We start from the raw sequence: 18,016 nt of genomic DNA, 5'->3' as shown, positions 1-18,016 counted from the left end.
TTCTCCTGAATTTTTGTAATCATTTTGACGAGTGGGGGAGATTATTGGCTCTGGTCAGCCGGTTGCGGCGTGCGGGCCGCCGCTGCGGCGCGGATGGCCTCGCGGATGATGTCGATGACGATCCCGGGTGCGGTGACGCCGGGCGTATGATCGACGGCGTGTGAATGCAGCTTTGCCTTCATCCGTTCCGCCATGAACCGCTGCGTGGCGGGGTTGATCATGCGATCCTGCTCGGCCACGAGAAACCAGCTCGGGCGGTCCTTCCAGAGCGGCCGGCCCACCGCGACGCCGATGCAGGCGGCCGCGATCGGCCGCTGCACCGCGGCCAGCAATGCCTGCTCTTCGTTGGAAGCGTGCTGCGCGAACGCTTCGGCAAAGGCGTGTTCGGGAAGCCAGACCACGCCATCCTTGTCCGGTGCCAGCAAGGGCGCCTGCGGATGCGGCGTCGCGCGATAGAAAACGTCGGCGACCGTCTCGCCTTCGTCGGGAGCGAGTGCCGCGACATAGACCAGCGACCTGACTTTCTCACTTTGGGTCGCGGCGATTACCGCGCCGGCGTAGGCGTGGCCCACCAGCACCACCGGGCCATCGATCCGCCCGAGGGTTCGATCGAGCGCCGCCACGTCATCGGCCAGCGAGGTCAGCGGCAGCGGCGCCGCAACCACCCGGATGCCTTCCGCCCGCAGCGGCCCAATCACCTTGGTCCAGCTCGATCCATCGGCCCAAGCGCCGTGGACCAGCACCACGCTCACATCATTGAGGGACATTTTCGCTCCCTGCCGGTTTTGCATAAATAGTAACCCGATAAATAAATTTAAACAGGTTACTCTCTAGCGAAGTAACTTGTCAATAGCCATTAGACAGGTTATTTTGCGATCGAAATCGACGGGGGCTATAGGTGACCAAGGTTCCGCGCCAAAAGATCGCTCAAACCGCTTCACGCCCGCCTGCGATGTTCCTTGCCGACGCGCTCGGCCTCGATTTCCTCAATTCGGTTGCGACCCCGGTCGACACTCCGGTTGACTGGCTCGACGACGGCGATGGCCTGCTGGCCTGGCTCGAGCAGGCGCAGCTCGCGCCCCGCGAGGCGCTCGAAACGCTGCGGTCGCAGGCGATGCCTCGCGAACTCGACAGCGTCGCAGCCCAAGCGCGAAGCCTGCGCGAATGGTTCAGAGGCTTCGTCCGGCAACACAAAGGGCGGCCGCTCACCTCGAAAGCGCTGGACGAGTTGGCGCCGTTGAACCGGCTGCTCGAACGGGATGAAGGGTTTGGACGCATTGGGGTCGATGACCACAGCGCGGCCTCCGGACTGGCGTTTCGAAAGATCCGCCGCTGGCGGTCGCCGGAAGCGCTGCTGCTGCCGATCGGAGAGGCGCTGGCGACATTCGTCTGCGAGGAAGATTTTTCGAACGTGAAGGCGTGCGAGGGACCGGCCTGCACGCTGCTGTTCGCCGACCACACCCGGGGCCGCGCGCGCCGCTGGTGCAGCATGGCGATCTGCGGCAACCGCGCCAAACAGGCGGCGCATCGAAACCGGCTCAAGCTGCAGCAATAAAATTGACAAATCACCGGCAAGCTTTGCGCTTGCCGGTGATTTGCGCGGCCCTATGCGGATCCGTCTCTCGATTACCGGATCAGGCGAACCAGATCCTGCTTCAGCAGATAAAACGAGACGGCGAACAGAACCGCATCCTTCATCAGGAACGGCATGTTGCCGGTCATCGCCGGGAACCCTCCGGCCGAGGCGTCCCATGCGTCAGGCAGGAACGGAATGATCGTGACCGTCGCGATGAAGGTGCCGGTCGAGCCGAGGGCGCCGAGAACGCCGAGCCGCTTGTCCCAGAAGCCGGCGAGCAACAGGGTGCCGAAAGTCCATTCGGAGGCGCCGAGGAAATAGCTGGCGCCGGCATGGCCGAACACCGGATACAGCCACCAGATCAGCGGCCCGTTGCGGATGAAGGGCACCAGCCGTTCGAACTCGTAGGGAAACCACTTCTGGTAACCGAAGAACATAAACATGATCACCATCGCGGCGCGAATGAGGTGATAGTCGAGATCCTCCGCAAGCAAGCCTGATGCGCGCAGCGCGCGGACGAGCGGATTTTGCGTGGTGTTGGCAAGGGTCGTCATGGTCGTTATCCTTCATGCAGGATCCGGCGCGGTCGCTTTACGCGACGGCGGGAAAATCGATCTCGGTGTCGTTGATGCGGTTGAAGACGTTGGTGAAGACGGTGGTCGCGAAGGCGAGGCTGATCTCGACCAGTTGCGCGTCGCTGTAGCCGGCCGCCTTGATCGCGGCGAAATCCGCGTCGCTGACGGTGCCGCTGGACTGCGCGAGCTTGCGGACGAATCCAACAAGCGCGTCGCGCTTGTCGTCGCCACTGGGCTGACCGTTGCGGATCTGCTTCAGCACATCGGGCTTGAGCCCGGCGAGTCGTGCGAGATGATTGTGCGCGGCGACGCAGTAATCACAGCCGGCGACGCCGCTGATGACGAGCTTGATGACTTCCTGATCGCGCTTGCTCAGGCTGCCCGAAGCCAGCGTGGCGTCGGCGAACAGGATCGACTTGAGCGCGGCGGGGCCGTGGGCGGCGATCGCCGCAAAGGTGTTCGGCACGCTGCCGATCGCCTTCTTGATCTGGGCATAGACCTGGCCCGAGGGACCGTTATCGGATTCGACATTTGGGACTGAAAGACGGGACATGGTGGCACTCCGTGGTTGGGGTTCGTGAACGATTGCGTAGTGACAGTACGGTTATGATTTGATACTTTGAATGTCACAAAATCTCGATAATATGCTCCATCGTCTCAATTTGTCTGCTTCGGAAGATCAGCATGGATTGGCTCAGCCGGCTGTTCGAGTTGATGCCGGTGCGCGGGCGGCTCGACCTGCGCTGTTCCTACGGCGCGCCGTGGCGCATCGACCAAGGGCCCGGCGCGGCGAATGCAATCCCGTATCATGCGGTGCTCGCCGGCTCTGCGACCCTGGAGGACTCCGCGAAGGGCAGGCCGCTTCAGTTGAAAGCCGGCGACATCCTTCTGCTTCCCGGCAATGTCAGCCACGTCATGCACGACGGCAGCGGCGCCGCAGCGCTGCCGGCCCGCAACCGCGCGGCGCTCAACTTCACGATTAGCGAAAACCCGGGTTCGGGCGAACGGCTCGATCTGCTGTGCGGACACTTTGCGATCTCGGCCCCGCACGACCGGCTGTTGCGCAGCTATCTGCCGCCGCGCTTTGTCGTGCACGCCGGCGCTCACGCCGAACAGCAGGAGACCGCGGCGCAACTCGCCGGCCTCGTCGCGCTGATGCGGCGCGAGTCCGACGACGATCACCTCGGCGGCCGCGCCATGCTGAACGCGCTGTCGACGGCGATGTTCGCGCTGGTGCTGAGACTGGCCAGCGAGACCGAAGACGCGCCGAGCGGTCTGCTGGCGCTCGCCGGTGATCCCCGCCTTGCACCGGCGGTGGCAGCCCTCTTCAACGAGCCGGCGCGGGCTTGGTCGCTGCCCGAGTTGGCGCGATTGTGCAACATGTCGCGCGCCACGCTCGCCCGCCACTTTCAGGACAAGCTCGGCAGATCAGCCAGCGAGCTTCTGACCGAGATCCGGATGATGCACGCTGCCAACGAACTGAGGCAATCGCAGCTTTCCACCGGCGCCGTGGCGGAGCAGGTCGGCTACCAATCCGAAGCGGCATTCCAGCGCGCCTTCAAAACTCACATGGGCGTCACGCCGGCGCAGTGGCGCAAAATGCAGGAGCCGCCCGGCGGCGGCATCGTCGCAACGTTGTGAGTGACCGGCAACATTCGGCCATGCAAAATCATTTCATCTCGCAGCAACTCCCGCGCGTCACCCAACAAGTCCCGAATCCGCTCGCGCTCTGCGATGACTTCCGCGGTGAACCGGGGGACGTGCCTGAGCGCATTCCGGTTTCCCTTGGGCGCGCGCCGGATTCGCGTGCACCGCCGTGCATGCGGCAGCGCCGTTTGCTTTGCACGGGCGAGCGGCATGATCCGCCGGCGCGGGTCTTGGCGCTGCAAAGCGGCCTCGCGAGCATCGGGAGGGTAATGCGGGCGAGTTGAAGTTGCCTTGTGGCACTTCTCGACATGCCCCAACGTCCGAGCTGAGTCTGCTTTCGGGTAGAAGCGCAAGTTGCATCTTGAGAAGCCGACGGGCCGCTTCTGGCCCGAAGCGGTCGTCGTGGATGTTGGATTTCGCTAGCTCCTGCAAACTCGGCCTAGTCTCCGAACAACTTCCTCTCGATGGACTGGACCGACCTACATTGCGAGCGCCAATTCAAGAGCGCGCAGAAATTTTCTTCCAATTGCTTACTCACGCGAATGAAACAGAACTGAGGCCGAGTCTTCAGTTCGCGTTATAAAACAAAGAAAAGCTGGCGCACCCGACACGATTCGAACGTGTGACCTTTGCCTTCGGAGGGCAACGCTCTATCCAGCTGAGCTACGGGTGCAGTGGGGTTCATTTAGCCGATTGGCCGGGAGCGGGCAACCGCTTCCGCCGTCTCCAGCTAGGCTGATTTGCGGGCGATGCGGCCAGGAACCGGCAGGATGTCCCGGCCGAGGCCGGCGAATTCGGCGAGCAGCCGTTCGGCGCAGATGACGCGGTTGCGGCCGAGCCGTTTGGCCGCATAGAGCGCCTCGTCGGCCGCGCCCAGCAGCCGGTCGGGGCTGCCGTCGGTTTCGCTCGGAATGTGGCTGGCGACGCCGACGCTGAGGGTGACGTGGTCGCCGGCCCCGTCGGCGCCATGGGTGATCCGCAAGGCCATGACGCCGCGGCGGATCTCGTCGGCGATGACGCAGGCGGCGTCGCAATCCAGGTCCGGCAGGATCAGCGCGAATTCCTCGCCGCCATAGCGGCTGGCAAGATCGAGCGGGCGCACGGCATGGCGGCTGACGACGGCAGCGACCGCGCGCAGGCATTCGTCGCCGCTCTGGTGGCCGTGGCGGTCGTTGAACAGCTTGAAATGATCGACGTCGACGAACAGCAGCGCCATCGGCTTCTGCGTCCGCTGGGCGCGGGCCCATTCGCTCAACAGCATCTGATCGAACGAGCGGCGGTTCGACAGGCCGGTCAGCCCGTCCTTGGTGGCAAGCTCCTTCAGCGCCATCTCGGCGCGCTTCTGGTCGGTGAGATCGCGCAGCGTCTCCACCACCGCGATCAGATGGCCGGCCTCGTCGTGAATCGGGCCGGCGTCGATGGCGAGATAGAGCTGGCTGCCGAGCTTCGGCATCACGCACCAGTTCTCGGCGCTGAAGCCGAGCCCGTTATGGCCGCGTGCGGCATATTCCGAATAGAACTCCGGCAGCTGTTCCGGGCGGTCGAGCGCGACGAGGTCCGCGAGGCAAGGGCGCTTGGTCTCGTAGAACGCTTGCCAGTGCTTATTGGTGCCGATCACCTCCGAGGCGGCCACTCCGGTCAGTCGCTCGCAGGCACGATTCCAGATCACGACGCGGCGCTTCGGGTCGATCACGAAAGTCGGCACCACCAGATGCTGCATCAGCCGCACGGCATAGGAATCCGCAACGTCGACGGTCTTGGGTGGAATTTTGGCTGGCTTCGCCATCAGGCCACCGCCGCCACCGGCAAGGCTTGGACCGGCAAGGCTTGGACCGGCAAGGCTTGGACCGGTAAGGCTTGGGGCAAGCCATCGCCCTGGCCGAACAGCTTTCGCACCTCGCTGGCCGGCTTCGGTTTGCTGAAAAGATAGCCCTGCATCTGCGTGCAGCCGAGCGCGCGCAGCATCTCGCGCTGCGCCTCGGTCTCGACGCCCTCGGCGACCGTGGTCATGTTGCTGGCGGCGGCGATGTTCACCACCGCCTGCACGATCACGGGCGCGCCGCTCGTCTCCGCGATATCAGCGACGAAGCAGCGGTCGATCTTGATCTTGTCGAACGGGAAGCGCTTGAGATAGCTGAGCGATGAGTAGCCGGTGCCGAAATCGTCGAGCGCGATGCGCACGCCGATCGCACGGAGCTGATGCAGGATCGAGAGCGCCGCCTCGTCATCGCGGATCAGCACGGCCTCGGTGATTTCGAGCTCGAGCCGGGACGGGGCGAGCCCTGAAGCGGCAAGCGCGCCGGCGATCCGCAGCGCCAGCGTGTCGCATTTGAGCTGCACCGGCGAGACGTTGACCGCGACACGCACATGCGCCGGCCAGGTCGCGGCCTCGTTGCAGGCCATGCGCAGCACCCAGTCGCCGAGCTCGTTGATCAGGCCGGTGTCTTCGGCGATCGGAATGAACTCCGCCGGCGACACCATGCCGCGCTCGGGATGCCGCCAGCGCAGCAGCGCCTCGCAGCCGGCGACCTCGTTGCTGCGCAGATCGACCAGCGGCTGATAATGAATATCGAAACCGCCGCTCACCAGGGCCTGGCGCAGATCCTGCTCCAGGCTCAGGCGCGCCTTGGCGCTCGCATCCATCTCCGGCTCGAAGAAGCGGTGGGTGCGGCGTCCTTCGGCCTTGGCGCCGTACATCGCGAGATCGGCATTCTTGATGAGCTGGTCGAGATCGGTGCCGTCCTGCGGCGCCAGCGCGATGCCGATGCTGGCGTCGGTGGAGAGCTGATGACCGAAGCAATGATAGGGCCGTCGGATCGCCTCGAAGATCCGCGTCACGAATGACACCACGTCGGCAGACGACTCGATCCCGGTCTGGATCACAGCGAATTCGTCACCGCCAAGCCGCGCGATCAGGTCGCCTTGTCCGAGGCAGCCGCGGATCCGGCCCGCGATCGCCTTCAACAACTCGTCGCCGACGTGATGGCCGAGCGAATCGTTGATGCCCTTGAATTCGTCGATGTCGATATAGAGCAACGCGAACTGACCGCCGCCGGCGACCTTCTCCAGCTCGTGTTCGATCTGGTCGCGGAACAGCACCCGGTTCGGCAGGTCGGTGAGCGCGTCGTAATGCGCCATATGCGCGATCTTCTCGTCGGCGCGCCGCCGTTCGGTGACATCCTCGACGACATTGATGAGGTAACGCGGCTCGCCGGATTTATCGCGAATGCCGATCCGGGTTGAGGTGATGTAGCGGAGTCCCTTGGTCTGGCTTTGCCAGGGGTGCTCGCCCTTGAGCAATCCCTTGGTCTCCTGCAACGCCTTGCTGTCGTCGTCGGTAACGACCATGGCGGTGGCATCCGGGTACAAGTCGAAGGGAGTTTTGCCGACGATCTCTTCACCCGATTGGTTGAATTGCTCCTCGGCGGTCCGGTTGATCAGCAGATATTGCCGAGTTTGGGCATCCTTCACCGTGATCTGCGAGGGAATATGGTCGATGATCTCGCGCAGGAACATGTAGTTGCGGTCGCGTTCCTGCTCCAGATTGCGCCGCTCGGTGATCTCCTCGATCGTGGCCACCCATCCGCCCTGCGCAAGCGGCGTGTTGATGACCTGGAAAGCGCGGCCGTTGGGCAGCTCATGGATCCTGGTGGAAACCGTGCCTTCGGCGACGACCCTCATGACGTCGGCGCAAAACGCCTCGACGTCGCCGTCGAATGCATCGCGCTCCTTGCGATGGTGCATCGCCTGATGGATGTGGCAGCCGGGTTTGATGACGTCCGAAGACAGGCCGAACATGTCGGCGTAGCGGCGGTTGCAGGTGACGATGTATCCGGCGGCGTCGTACAGGATCAGCCCTTGCGACATGTTGTTCAGGGCCGTGTCGAGCCGCCCGCGCTCCGCTTCCAGCCGTTGCTGCGCCTCGCGGTTTTGTTGGTTGATCTGTCGAACGATCAGGAACAGGATCAGCGCGATCACCGTGGCCGAAAGCCCGGCCGTGGTGACCATGAAGCCGGTCTGCTGCCGCCAATCGGCCAGCGCGGCGCTCGTGGTATTGGTCGCGACGATCACCAGCGGGAAATGCGACAGCGACGCCCCCGAGCCGAGGCGGTCCTCGCCGTTGATCGGGCCTTTGACGCGCAGGGTGTGCCGGCCGCCTTCGGTCAGCATTTTGCGCATCAATGGCGCATCCTTGAAGTCCTTGCCGACCAGGTCTTCGACATGCGGGTAGCGCGCCAGCATCTTGCCTTCGCGGTCGAACAGCGAAATGGCCGCGCCTTCGCCGAGCGCCACGGAAGCAAAATAGCGATGATAATTGTCGGGATCGATCCGGCGCACCAGGACGCCGAGGAAAGTGCCGTCCGGCATGTTCAGACGTCGCGCGACGACCGTGGTCCATTTGCCGATGACGTAGCTGCGCACGGATTCCAGCAGCACCGGCTCGGATCGCGGGTCCGACTTGAAAGTCTGGAAATAGGCGCGGGCAGCGATGTTGATCGTGGGCAGCGGCTGGGCGCGCGACCAATTGACGATCTCACCCTCCGCATCGTAGATGACGATGTCGCCGAGGTAGGACACCGCGCTGATCTTGCTGCGCAGCATCTGGTTGGCGGCAGGCCCCGACATCCGCTCGCGGAACATCGCGGGTGAGGTGATCTCCGGCAGGTTCATCTGCCCGATCACATCGGCGGCGACGACGTCGGAATCTTCGAATTGCTGATCAAAGTGCCGCGCGATCAGCTGCACCGTGTTTTCCAGCTCGCGCTCGCGATTGGCCAGGGTTCGTTCGCGAAATTCGCCGACCGCCATGGCGGTCACGGCGAAGATCCCAGCGACCAGCAACACGCCGCACAGGGTCAGCCACAGCACGGGTCCGCGGCGAATCGCTGCCTCCCAGCCGTTCTTCACGGCTAGGGACATTCCTGCTGCGACCCCTGATAAGACCTGGCGCATTCCCCCTCCCTGGAGGGACAGGAATACGCCGCACAAATGGCGCAAAGCTTAGGAAAACCAGTTACCTAAGCATTAATCTCGTGGCGCGATCCCAGTCGTGTTCAGCAAGCCGCTGCGCTGCATCACTAACCGCGCGTTAATGCGAGGTATCAGCGCTCTTGTCGCCACCGCCATTGCGCAGCCGCCCGACCACGCCGGTCGGAAAAAAGTAGACGCTGGCGATGAAGAGCAGCCCGAGCCACAGCAGCCAGCGGTCGGGATGCAACAGCCCCGGCAGCAGCGGCAGGCCGGCTTCCGACGCCGCCTTGGAAGCGACGCCCATCAGCGACTGCAGATAGTTCTGGGCAAGGATGAAAATGGTGGCGCCGATGATCGCGCCGTAGATCGTGCCCATGCCGCCGATCACGACCATCAGGAGGATGTCCAGCATGATCGAGAAGCTGAGCGAGGTATCGGGGCCGGCATAGCGCAGCCACAGTGCATTGAGGATGCCGGCGCCGGCGGCCACCAGTGCGGCGAGGCAGTTGGCGTAGGTCAGGTGGAAGACGGTGCGGAAGCCGAGCGCCTCGGCGCGGAAACGGTTTTCGCGGATCGCCTGCAACACGCGCCCGAACGGCGAGTTCACCACCCGCAGCAAAGCGAGGATCATCACCGCCGAGACGGCGAACAGCAGATAATAGGTCAGGATGCGGCCGTTGATCTCGAAGCCGAGCACGTTCCTGGAGATCAGCACCGTGCCGGGGCGCAGCAGCTCCGGCAACTGAAAGCTGCGGCCGTCCTCGCCGCCGGTCAGCCAGGACAGCTGCGAGGCCAGCACCTGGAAGGCGGATGCGACCGCGAGCGTGATCATGGCAAAGAAGATCGCGGCGACCCGCAGCGAGAACAGTCCGATCGCAAGCGCAAGCAGCGCGGCAAGCGGCAGGCCGACGACGATGCCGGTTGCAACCGCGGCCCAATTCGGGCCCATCCCGTACAGTGCGATCGCGATCGCGTAGCTGCCGATCCCGTAGAACATGGTGTGTGCGAACGACACCGAGCCGGTATAGCCGAGCAGCAAATCGTAGGAGGCGACCAGCGCGGCGAAGACGCAGATCTTGGCCGCAACGTTCAACGCCTTCGCCCCGGGGAACAGGAACGGCGTCGCCACCAGCGCCAGGATGATGAGGACGAGAACGAGCGTGAGGACGCGGCTACGCGGCGGATCGCCCGAGAGGATCATCATCGGCTGGTCACCGCATAGAGGCCGCGCGGCCGCCACATCAGAATGGCGACCATCAGCAGGATGTTGGAGACGAGAGCGAGTTTTGGCAGCAGGAAGCCGCCGTAATTGGCGACCATCGCCACCAGGATCGCGCCGATGAAGCAGCCGCCGATCGAGCCGAGGCCGCCGATGATGACGACGATGAAGATCAAGACGGTGAGGTCGTCGCTCATGGAGGCGTGCACCTGCTCGCGATACAGCGCCCACATCACGCCGCCGAGGCCGGCCAGCGCCGATCCCGTCATGAACACGCCGAGGAACAGGCGGCGGATGCGATAGCCGAGCGCCTCGACCATCTCGCGGTTCTCGACGCCGGCGCGGATCAGAAGTCCGAGCTTGGTCCGGTTGAGCACGAGCTGGATCGCGATGAAGACGGCGAGGCCGATCAGCATCGCCAGCACGCGGTATTTGGCGATCGCGACGTCGCCGAAAATGAAGGAGCCGCGCAGCGAGGTCGGCAGCGGCGTCGGGATGATCTGCGGCCCCCACACCGCATAGAGCGTCTGCTCGGCGACGATCAGGCCGCCCGTCGTCATCAGGATCTGCTTTAGATGCTGGCCGTAGACCGGCAGGATCAGCACCCGCTCGACGATCAGGCCGAGCGCGCCGGAGACCGCCATCGACAGCAATGCCGCCGGCGCCAGCACCGCGAGGTTCATCCACAGCGAATCCGCCTGAAGGGAGGCCGCGAACGGCGCCAGCACCAGGGTCGCGACATAGGCGCCGACCGCGATGAAGGCGCCATGGCCGAAATTGAGCACGTCCATCAGGCCGAACACGAGCGTGAGGCCGGAGGCCATGATGAAGATCATCATGCCCATGGCGAGGCTCGCGGCCGTCAGCGTCAGCCAGGTGCTGGGGGAGCCGATCAGCGGGATCATCACGAGGGCGACCGCGATCGGCAGCAGGATCGGCGCGATGTCGCGCTTCGGCTTCGGCAGCGGATCGGTTGCGGCGAGTTCAGTCACTGATGCGCCTCCAGGCTCAGGCCGAGCAGTCGTTCCTGCAGCGGTACGTCGGAGGCCAAGGCCGCCATCTCGCCGCGATGAACGATGGTGCCGTTGTCCATCACCAGCACGTTGTCGCCGAGCTCGCGCGCGGCAAAGAAATTCTGCTCGACCATCAGGATGGTGGCGCCCTTCCGCTTGATCTCCTTCAGGCACTCGATCAGCGCCATCACGATCGCGGGTGCGAGCCCCTTGGTCGGCTCGTCGATCAGCAAGAGCTTGCGCGGTTCGATGATGGCGCGGGCAATCGACAACATCTGCTTCTGTCCGCCCGAGAGACTCCCCGCGCGCGACAGCCAGAACCGGCGCAGCGCCGGGAAGAAACCAAAAATCCAGTCGAGCTGGGCGTCGTCCAGCGGTCCGTCGCGCGCCGCCAGCACCATATTTTCCTTCACCGTGAGGTCAGAAAACACCGCCATGCTCTCCGGCACGTAGCCGATGCCGAGCCGCGCGATGTCGGGCGTCGCACGGCTCTCGATGCGTTCGCCGGCGAGGCTGATCTCGCCGGAAGAAGCCTGCCAGAGGCCCATGATGGTGCGCAGCGTCGTGGTCTTGCCGGCGCCGTTGCGGCCGAGCAGCATCGTGGTCTGCCCCTGCGCGACGGCGAGATCGATGCCCTGGAGAATATGATAGCGGCCGATATGGGTGTGTACGCCGGAGAGCTGGAGCAGGTCGGTCATGCCGCGCTCCCCGCAGCTTTCTCCCCTGCAGCTTTCCTGGGTGCGACGCCCAGATAAGCCTCCTGCACGATCGGTGAGGCGATCACCTCGGCCGGTGGCCCGTCGGCAACAAGTTGCCCGTTATGCAACACGATGATGCGGTCGGCGAGCGAGCGGACGACGTCCATCTTGTGCTCGACGAGGAGAATGATCTTGCTTTTATCCTGCTTGAGCTGCGCGATCAGGTTCAACACCACCGGCACCTCGTCGATGCTCATGCCTGCGGTTGGCTCGTCGAACATGAACACCTTCGGCTCCAGCGCAATCATCAGCGCAACCTCGAGCTTGCGCTGATCGCCATGCGACAGTGCGGTCGCGGCCACGCCGCGGCGGCCGCCGAGCGCGACCTGATCCAGAATCGCATCAGCGCGGGCGATCAGCTCACGGCGGACCGTCCAGGGCCGCAGCATGTCGTAATGCGTGCCGTCGGCGGCCTGCACGGCGAGGCGGACGTTTTCCTCCACCGAGAGGTTCGGAAACAGATTGGTGAGCTGGAAGGCGCGCCCCAGGCCTGCGCGCGTCCGCATCGGCGCCGAGTGCCGGGTGATGTCGGTACCGTCGAACAGGATGCTGCCGGTTGATGCGCGAAGCTGTCCGGAGATCAGGTTGAAATAGGTGGTCTTGCCGGCGCCGTTCGGGCCGACGATCGCGGTGAGTTCGCCGGGGCGGAAGCTGCAGGTGACGCTGTTGACTGCGACATGACCGCCGAAGCGGATGGTCAGGTCGCGGGTTTCGAGGGTCGGCGTCATTGGTCTGGCAAATGATGAGAGGAGGAAACGATCCGCGGTCGCGGTGCGCTCCCTCCCCCGCTTGCGGAGGAGGGCTGGGGAGAGGGTGCCTCCTCAGGCGAGAACCCACAAGAGGACAGAGCCCTCTCCCGGCCTCTCCCGCAAGCGGGAGAGGTGAAGCAAGACAACTCAGCGCTTGTTGCGGATCGGAACGTCCATGTCCTCGATCTTCAGCTCGCGCACTGGCTCGAGCACGGCCCAGGCGACGTTCGGATCGACCTTGACCTTGAAGTGATACATGCTCTGGAGCGCTTGATGGTCTTCCTTGCGGAACATCATCTTGCCCTTCGGCGTGTCGAACTCCAGCCCTTCCATCGCGGTAATCAGCTTCTCGGTGTCGGTCGACTTCGCCTTGGTCACGGCGGCGACGACGGACATCGCGGCGGCGAAGCCACCCGCGGTGAAGAAGTCCGGCGGCGAGTGGAAACGCTTCTGGTGCTCGGCGACGAACCAGTCGTTCACCGGGTTCTTCGGAATCTCATAGAAATAATACGTGGCGCCTTCCATGCCGGGCAGGCCCTTGTAGGCCGCGAGCGCCGGCAGGATGTTGCCGCCGGTGGACAGTTCGATGCCGTAGCGCTTCGGGTCCATGTCCTGGAGCTTTGCCAGAGGATTGCCGGCGCCGGCCCAGATCACCCAGATCACCTTGCGGCCCGGCTTGTCCTTCAGCGCGTCGAACAGGCGCTGGCCGACCGCGGTGAAGTCGGTGGTCGAGGTCGGGGCATATTCTTCGGCGGCCAGCGTCGCGCCGGTCTTGGCGAGCGCCTCCTTGAAGGCGGCGACGCCGTCGCGGCCGAACGCGTAGTCCTGCGCCAGCGTCGCCACGGTGACGCCCTGCTTGCCGATCGCGACCGCGTTGGAGATCGCGTCCTGCGACGAGTTACGCGCGGTGCGGAAGATGTAGCGATTCCACTTCTCGCCGGTAATCTGATCCGCGACCGCGGGCTCGACGATCAGGATCTTCTTGTTCTCCTCGGCGACAGGCAGGATCGCGAGTGCCGCGGCCGACGAGGTCGTGCCGATCGCGATGTCCACCTTGTCGTCCTGATAGGCTTCCGCGAGCGCGGCCTTGGAGAGATCGGGCTTGCCCTGGTCGTCCTTGGTGATGACGACGATCTTGCGGCCGTCGAGCGTCATGGTGCCCTTGGTGGCGTATTCAAAGCCCATCTGCAGGCCGGTCTCGGTCTGCTTGGCGTAGGCTTCGAGCGGGCCGGTCTTGCCGTAGATCAGCGCGATCTTGAGATCGTCGGCCTGTGCGCAGGTGCTCGCGGCGAAGGCGAGAATGGCTGTTGTTATGATGAGTGAACGACGCACGATGGTCCCTCCTGATTTAACGTTTCTCGGCCATAGCGATTTGCACAACGGTACGAACATTGCAATTACACCTTACGGCCGCCTTGCGCGGGGAGCGCGTGTGACACCGTGTTGACGCGTGCCTGGCGGCTTGCCTCTGCCGAAGAAATCGGCAGCGCCGGACCTGCCAGTGCGCTGATGTTACCTCGGATCGGGCTGAGCATGCTTTGCAAAGCAAGGGTGTGGAAGGCGGAGCGGTTACCGCCGATAGCCGCTCGCGCGCGAATAGCCTTGGCGGTTCTGCTGCGTCGGCCGGCTTGCGACGTTCGCCCGGGCCTCGCTGGAGACGGGCGTTGCGAGCTTCAGCTCCTCCAGGAAGATCGGCCGGGCGAAATAATAGCCCTGCGCGTAGCGGATCTTGGTTGCAGCCTGGAGATAGGCGAGCTCCTCGTAGGATTCGATGCCTTCGGCGATCACGGTCATCCCGAGCGCTTCGCTCAAGGATTCGATCGCACGCAGGATGCCCTGGTTGCGCGGGCGCTTGTGAATGTCGGTGATGAAAGAGCGGTCGATCTTGATCTCGTCGGCGGTGATGTCGGCGAGCGCAGAGAGCGAGGAATAGCCGGTGCCGAAATCGTCGATCGAGATGCCGACACCGAGCTTGCGGAACATCGGCAGGATTTCGGCCTGGAAATGATTCTTGGCGACGAAGGCGTCTTCCGTCACCTCGATCATGAAGCGCTGCGGAAAGCCGGTGTCGTTGAGCGCCTGCGCAAAGCTGCGCATGAATTCGGGGTTGCCGGCCTGCTTGGCCGCGACGTTGATGCTGATGGTCGCTTCCGCGCCAAACGTCTCGTTGATCAGGTCGATCGATTTGACGATTTCGGCGAGCACGAGATGGGTCAGCTCGTCGATCAGCCCGAGTTCGCCGGCAAGATTGATGAACGAGCCGGGTGCCTGGATCACACCTTCGTCGTCGCGGAGCCGCACCAGGGCCTCGATGCCCTTCACGTCCTGCGTGCGGATGTCGACCTTGGACTGGAAGGCGCAGCAGAAGCGCTTCTCCAGAATGGCCTGCCGCAGCGACTGCTCGATCTTCATCCGCGCCAGCGCCTCGCGCTCCATGCTGGAGTCGAAGAAGGCCGCCGATCCCTTGCCGTCATTCTTGATGCGGTACATCGCGATGTCGGCGTTCTGACGCAGCGTCTCGAAGCTGCTTCCGTGATCGGGATAGAGGCTGATGCCGACGGAGGTGGAGGCGAAGACTTCCGAATTGTCGATGAAGAACGGCGCCGTCAGCCGCTCCAGCGTTGACTGCATGAATTCGGCGACTTCCTCCTGGCTCTGGATCGGCGACAGCAGCAGCAGGAATTCGTCGCCGGAGATGCGCGACAGCATGTCCGAATCGCGCAAGTCGCGCCCGAGCCGCTTCGACAGCTCGGCCAGCAGGGCATCGCCGACGGCGTGGCCGTAATAATCGTTGATGTGCTTGAAATTGTCGACGTCGAGAAAGGCGAGCGCAAAGCGCTCGCCGGCGCGACCCTGCGCGAGCAGGCTGGTGGCGCGATGTTCGATCACGCGCCGCGAAGGCAGGCCGGTCAGCTCGTCGAAATACGCCGAGCGGAACAGCTGGTCCTCGAAATTCTTCTGCTCGGTGATGTCGGAGGAGGCCGAGATCAGCAGTTCGCGTCCGTCGAGGCGGATCGGACGATGGGTGGTGAGCAGCACCTGGCGTGCGGCTCCGTCGTGGAGCGCTTCCTCGGCGACGACCGGCTGGCCGGAGCTCAGGGCCCGCTGGCAAGCTTCCCGGCGCGGCGTGAGGTTGGGTGAGGGACGGCTGCCGTCCATGCCGAGCTGGGCGGCCGCGACATCGTTGACCAGGAGAAATTCGCCTTGCGCGTCCTGCACGGTCAGGCCGGCAGGCAGCATTCTAACGATTTCCTTGAGGAATCCGAGTTCGGCTTCACTCGCGCCGGAATATTTGTTGTCGTTCATAGAAGTCATGAATCTTGTTGTTTCAGCGCGCATTTGCAATGGCGCGATCTTGCGCAGTTCCCTCTTAAGTTTGGTTAAGGGGTCCGGAGAAATACGGGGGTGTTTTGCGGCGATGCGACGCGCGCAGCCCATCGTCATTAACAGCGGGTCAACGCGCCCAGCGAAACCGCGCGCGATCGGCTTTCGTTTGCGCTGTGTCTAACCGCTTTTGGGGATGCGGCATTGCATCGTGCAATGAAGTCCGGTCCTGAGATAGAAGACCTCGGACTTGCCGTCGAAGGCTGACAGTGCCGACTTCAACAGCTTGGTGCCGAAACCGGGCTCGGAGACCTTGTCCACGCTCGGGCCCTCGGTTTCATCCCAGGTGACGGTCAGACGGTCGTCGCTGACTGTCCATGACACCTGCAGCAATCCGCGCGGCGCGGAGAACGCGCCATATTTGCCTGCGTTGGTGGCGAGCTCGTGAAACATCAATGACAGGGTGACCGCGAGCTTCGGCGGCAGGAACAGCCGGTCGCCGTTGAGGGAGAAGCGGACATGGCCGTAAGGGCCGAGCTCGGAGATCAGGAGGTCGCGAATGTCGCAGCCGGCCTTGTCGATCCGCGAGATCAAATCATCGGTCGCGGCAAGCGAGCGTAGCCGCGGATCAATCCGGGCCCAGATTTGCGGCTGATCATGCAACACCTGATGCAGCACGGCATGCACCGTCGACAGCTTGTTCTTCAGCCGGTGCTGGAGCTCGTCGACCAGCAGCTTGCGGTAGTCTTCTTCCTCGATCAGGCGTCTGGAAATCCGGCGCTGCTCGACGAGGAGCGAGCGATAGTGCTCGACGCCCCAGATGGTCAGCGCGCAGACCGCCCAATAGAGCGCCAGCAGGGCAAATCGCGAGGGATCGGCCAAGGCATCGCCGAAATTCACGACCACGCCGAGCACGCCGCCGACCAGCGCCGTGATGACGCCGATGCGGAAGCCGCCGAACGCGGCCGCAAAGAACACGGCCGGGAAATACGGCGTGAAATAGACGTCGGGCCGCATATGGGCGAGAGCCCACCGCGCCAGCGTCGCAACCAGCAGGCAGGTGACCGCAAACGCAAGGCTCAAGCCGAGCGATGGCGGTGCCGCGCCCCGCCAGCCCTTGCGGAATTCGTCGATCAGCTTCCCCATGCGCAGTCCGGTTGCGATATGCGTGCGACAATCGAGCGGTCGCCGGGAATGTTACGCATGCCGCCGGCGCAAGCAAAGCTTGCCTTGTCGGAAGCCGGCAGGAATAGTGCCTGCTGCGGCGCCGAGTGTCGCGGCGCCGGGATCGATCGGTGTCCGCCATTTGGGTTCAAGAGGTTCGAAAACAGGGACATTCCATGGGCAGGCTGGATGGCAAGGTCGCGGTGATCACGGGCGCGACGAGCGGGATCGGGTTGCGGACTGCGGAAGTCTTCGTTGCCGAAGGTGCCAAAATTGTGATCGCGGGCCGGCGTATACCGGAAGGCGAGGCGCTGGCGAAGCAGCTCGGGGCGGCTTGCGTCTTCCGCCAGACGGATGTGACGGTCGAAGCGCAGATGCAGGCGCTGATCGGGCTCGCGGTGGACAAATTCGGCCGCATCGACTGCCTGTTCAACAATGCCGGCGGCCCGGCGCAGACCGGTGGCGTCGAAGCCCTCGAGGTCGAGCGCTTCGACGCGGCGATGGCGACCTTGGTGCGCAGCGTCATGCTCGGCATGAAGCACGCCGCGCCCCACATGAAGAAGCAGGGTTTTGGCAGCATCATCAACAACGGCAGCATCGCTGGCCGTCTCGCCGGTTTCTCGTCCTCGATGGTCTATGGTGCGGCCAAGGCGGCGGTGATCCATCTCACCAAATGCGTGGCGATGGAACTCGGAGAGTCCAACGTGCGCGTCAACTCAATCTCGCCCGGCGCCATCGCGACCGGCATTTTCGGCAAGGCGCTCGGGCTTTCGACCGATGCGGCGGAGAAGACGCCGGCGGTAATGCGCGAAGTCTACAAGACCGCGCAGCCGATCCCGCGCGCCGGCCTTCCTGATGACATCGCTCATGCCGCGGTGTTCCTGGCCAGCGACGAATCCAGCTTCATCAACGGACATGACCTCGTCATTGACGGCGCGATGACCGGCGGCCGCAACTGGACTCAGCAGCAGCAGGGCTACGTGGCCCTGCGCAAGGCGTTCGATCAGGGGGCGTAGGCGC

Annotated in this window: 16 protein-coding genes and 1 tRNA gene; 3 read left to right on the top strand and 14 right to left on the bottom strand. The window is 64.0% G+C overall.

What is annotated here, in order from left to right; all coding sequences use genetic code 11:
* Positions 1 to 41 precede the first annotated feature (41 nt).
* Complete coding sequence (locus ABIB00_RS03300) at positions 42 to 767, bottom strand: alpha/beta fold hydrolase (protein ID WP_247442040.1); 726 nt, start codon at positions 765 to 767, stop codon at positions 42 to 44.
* A gap of 185 nt (positions 768 to 952) precedes the next feature.
* Here ABIB00_RS03300 and ABIB00_RS03295 point away from each other — a divergent pair, with 185 nt between their 5' ends.
* Positions 953 to 1,555 (top strand): CGNR zinc finger domain-containing protein, encoded by a 603-nt coding sequence (locus ABIB00_RS03295; RefSeq protein ID WP_247351597.1) that lies wholly within the window; start codon positions 953 to 955, stop codon positions 1,553 to 1,555.
* Positions 1,556 to 1,626: 71 nt separating this feature from the next.
* Here ABIB00_RS03295 and ABIB00_RS03290 read toward each other — a convergent pair whose 3' ends face one another.
* Together ABIB00_RS03290 and ABIB00_RS03285 are read right to left on the bottom strand one after the other, a co-directional pair.
* Positions 1,627 to 2,130 carry a YkgB family protein gene (locus tag ABIB00_RS03290; RefSeq protein ID WP_354103358.1) on the bottom strand — a complete coding sequence of 168 codons (504 nt, stop codon included), beginning with the start codon at positions 2,128 to 2,130 and terminating at the stop codon, positions 1,627 to 1,629.
* 37 nt (positions 2,131 to 2,167) lie between these two features.
* Entirely contained in the window at positions 2,168 to 2,704 is a 537-nt protein-coding gene (locus ABIB00_RS03285) for a carboxymuconolactone decarboxylase family protein (RefSeq protein ID WP_247442042.1), read from the bottom strand.
* A 131-nt stretch (positions 2,705 to 2,835) separates the two neighbouring features.
* Here ABIB00_RS03285 and ABIB00_RS03280 point away from each other — a divergent pair, with 131 nt between their 5' ends.
* Positions 2,836 to 3,792, top strand: coding sequence for an AraC family transcriptional regulator (locus tag ABIB00_RS03280; RefSeq protein ID WP_354103357.1), 957 nt, complete (start codon positions 2,836 to 2,838; stop codon positions 3,790 to 3,792).
* 28 nt (positions 3,793 to 3,820) lie between these two features.
* Here the strand turns inward: ABIB00_RS03280 and ABIB00_RS03275 are convergent, their stop codons facing one another.
* From ABIB00_RS03275 to ABIB00_RS03225, 11 genes are all read right to left on the bottom strand, one after another.
* Positions 3,821 to 4,057, bottom strand: a complete 237-nt coding sequence (locus ABIB00_RS03275; RefSeq protein ID WP_354103414.1) for an HGGxSTG domain-containing protein — start codon at positions 4,055 to 4,057, stop codon at positions 3,821 to 3,823.
* Positions 4,058 to 4,394: 337 nt separating this feature from the next.
* Positions 4,395 to 4,471 (bottom strand) — tRNA-Arg (locus ABIB00_RS03270).
* A 57-nt stretch (positions 4,472 to 4,528) separates the two neighbouring features.
* Positions 4,529 to 5,584, bottom strand: a complete 1,056-nt coding sequence (locus ABIB00_RS03265; RefSeq protein WP_354103356.1) for a sensor domain-containing diguanylate cyclase — start codon at positions 5,582 to 5,584, stop codon at positions 4,529 to 4,531.
* On the bottom strand, positions 5,584 to 8,751 hold the full coding sequence (locus ABIB00_RS03260) for a bifunctional diguanylate cyclase/phosphodiesterase (RefSeq protein WP_354103355.1): 3,168 nt from the start codon (positions 8,749 to 8,751) through the stop codon (positions 5,584 to 5,586). Before ABIB00_RS03260 ends, ABIB00_RS03265 begins: the two co-directional genes overlap by 1 nt.
* A 136-nt stretch (positions 8,752 to 8,887) precedes the next feature.
* The gene (locus ABIB00_RS03255) at positions 8,888 to 9,973 is read right to left on the bottom strand and encodes a branched-chain amino acid ABC transporter permease (RefSeq protein WP_354103354.1); all 1,086 of its coding nucleotides are present in this window, start codon (positions 9,971 to 9,973) and stop codon (positions 8,888 to 8,890) included.
* Positions 9,970 to 10,980, bottom strand: a complete 1,011-nt coding sequence (locus tag ABIB00_RS03250; RefSeq protein WP_247351609.1) for a branched-chain amino acid ABC transporter permease — start codon at positions 10,978 to 10,980, stop codon at positions 9,970 to 9,972. The genes ABIB00_RS03255 and ABIB00_RS03250 overlap by 4 nt, the downstream gene beginning before the upstream one ends.
* Positions 10,977 to 11,699: a branched-chain amino acid ABC transporter ATP-binding protein gene (locus ABIB00_RS03245; protein WP_354103353.1), complete on the bottom strand. Its 723-nt coding sequence runs from the start codon at positions 11,697 to 11,699 to the stop codon at positions 10,977 to 10,979. Before ABIB00_RS03245 ends, ABIB00_RS03250 begins: the two co-directional genes overlap by 4 nt.
* Positions 11,696 to 12,487, bottom strand: a complete 792-nt coding sequence (locus tag ABIB00_RS03240) for an ABC transporter ATP-binding protein (RefSeq protein ID WP_354103352.1) — start codon at positions 12,485 to 12,487, stop codon at positions 11,696 to 11,698. The genes ABIB00_RS03245 and ABIB00_RS03240 overlap by 4 nt, the downstream gene beginning before the upstream one ends.
* Positions 12,488 to 12,655: 168 nt before the next feature.
* Positions 12,656 to 13,840, bottom strand: a complete 1,185-nt coding sequence (locus ABIB00_RS03235) for a substrate-binding domain-containing protein (RefSeq protein ID WP_354103351.1) — start codon at positions 13,838 to 13,840, stop codon at positions 12,656 to 12,658.
* Positions 13,841 to 14,077: 237 nt separating this feature from the next.
* On the bottom strand, positions 14,078 to 15,814 hold the full coding sequence (locus tag ABIB00_RS03230) for a putative bifunctional diguanylate cyclase/phosphodiesterase (RefSeq protein ID WP_354103350.1): 1,737 nt from the start codon (positions 15,812 to 15,814) through the stop codon (positions 14,078 to 14,080).
* 198 nt (positions 15,815 to 16,012) lie between these two features.
* Positions 16,013 to 16,978 (bottom strand): sensor histidine kinase, encoded by a 966-nt coding sequence (locus tag ABIB00_RS03225; RefSeq protein WP_247442051.1) that lies wholly within the window; start codon positions 16,976 to 16,978, stop codon positions 16,013 to 16,015.
* A gap of 194 nt (positions 16,979 to 17,172) precedes the next feature.
* Between ABIB00_RS03225 and ABIB00_RS03220 the strand changes: the two genes are divergently transcribed.
* The gene (locus tag ABIB00_RS03220) at positions 17,173 to 18,012 is read left to right on the top strand and encodes an SDR family NAD(P)-dependent oxidoreductase (protein ID WP_354049066.1); all 840 of its coding nucleotides are present in this window, start codon (positions 17,173 to 17,175) and stop codon (positions 18,010 to 18,012) included.
* Positions 18,013 to 18,016 lie beyond the last annotated feature (4 nt).

Source organism: Bradyrhizobium sp. LB14.3 (assembly GCF_040547985.1).
In the GTDB taxonomy this organism is placed as follows: domain Bacteria; phylum Pseudomonadota; class Alphaproteobacteria; order Rhizobiales; family Xanthobacteraceae; genus Bradyrhizobium.
Note: the sequence above shows the minus strand (reverse complement) of the source record. Positions and strands in the feature narration are given on the sequence as shown.

Bases quoted from the DNA above. Each gene is read 5' to 3' on its own strand.
- ABIB00_RS03300 (WP_247442040.1), bottom strand. From the start codon at position 767: ATGTCCCTCAATGATGTGAGCGTGGTGCTGGTCCACGGCGCTTGGGCC.
- ABIB00_RS03295 (WP_247351597.1), top strand. From the start codon at position 953: ATGTTCCTTGCCGACGCGCTCGGCCTCGATTTCCTCAATTCGGTTGCG.
- ABIB00_RS03290 (WP_354103358.1), bottom strand. From the start codon at position 2,130: ATGACGACCCTTGCCAACACCACGCAAAATCCGCTCGTCCGCGCGCTG.
- ABIB00_RS03285 (WP_247442042.1), bottom strand. From the start codon at position 2,704: ATGTCCCGTCTTTCAGTCCCAAATGTCGAATCCGATAACGGTCCCTCG.
- ABIB00_RS03280 (WP_354103357.1), top strand. From the start codon at position 2,836: ATGGATTGGCTCAGCCGGCTGTTCGAGTTGATGCCGGTGCGCGGGCGG.
- ABIB00_RS03275 (WP_354103414.1), bottom strand. From the start codon at position 4,057: ATGCTCGCGAGGCCGCTTTGCAGCGCCAAGACCCGCGCCGGCGGATCA.
- ABIB00_RS03265 (WP_354103356.1), bottom strand. From the start codon at position 5,584: ATGGCGAAGCCAGCCAAAATTCCACCCAAGACCGTCGACGTTGCGGAT.
- ABIB00_RS03260 (WP_354103355.1), bottom strand. From the start codon at position 8,751: ATGCGCCAGGTCTTATCAGGGGTCGCAGCAGGAATGTCCCTAGCCGTG.
- ABIB00_RS03255 (WP_354103354.1), bottom strand. From the start codon at position 9,973: ATGATGATCCTCTCGGGCGATCCGCCGCGTAGCCGCGTCCTCACGCTC.
- ABIB00_RS03245 (WP_354103353.1), bottom strand. From the start codon at position 11,699: ATGACCGACCTGCTCCAGCTCTCCGGCGTACACACCCATATCGGCCGC.
- ABIB00_RS03240 (WP_354103352.1), bottom strand. From the start codon at position 12,487: ATGACGCCGACCCTCGAAACCCGCGACCTGACCATCCGCTTCGGCGGT.
- ABIB00_RS03230 (WP_354103350.1), bottom strand. From the start codon at position 15,814: ATGAACGACAACAAATATTCCGGCGCGAGTGAAGCCGAACTCGGATTC.
- ABIB00_RS03225 (WP_247442051.1), bottom strand. From the start codon at position 16,978: ATGGGGAAGCTGATCGACGAATTCCGCAAGGGCTGGCGGGGCGCGGCA.
- ABIB00_RS03220 (WP_354049066.1), top strand. From the start codon at position 17,173: ATGGGCAGGCTGGATGGCAAGGTCGCGGTGATCACGGGCGCGACGAGC.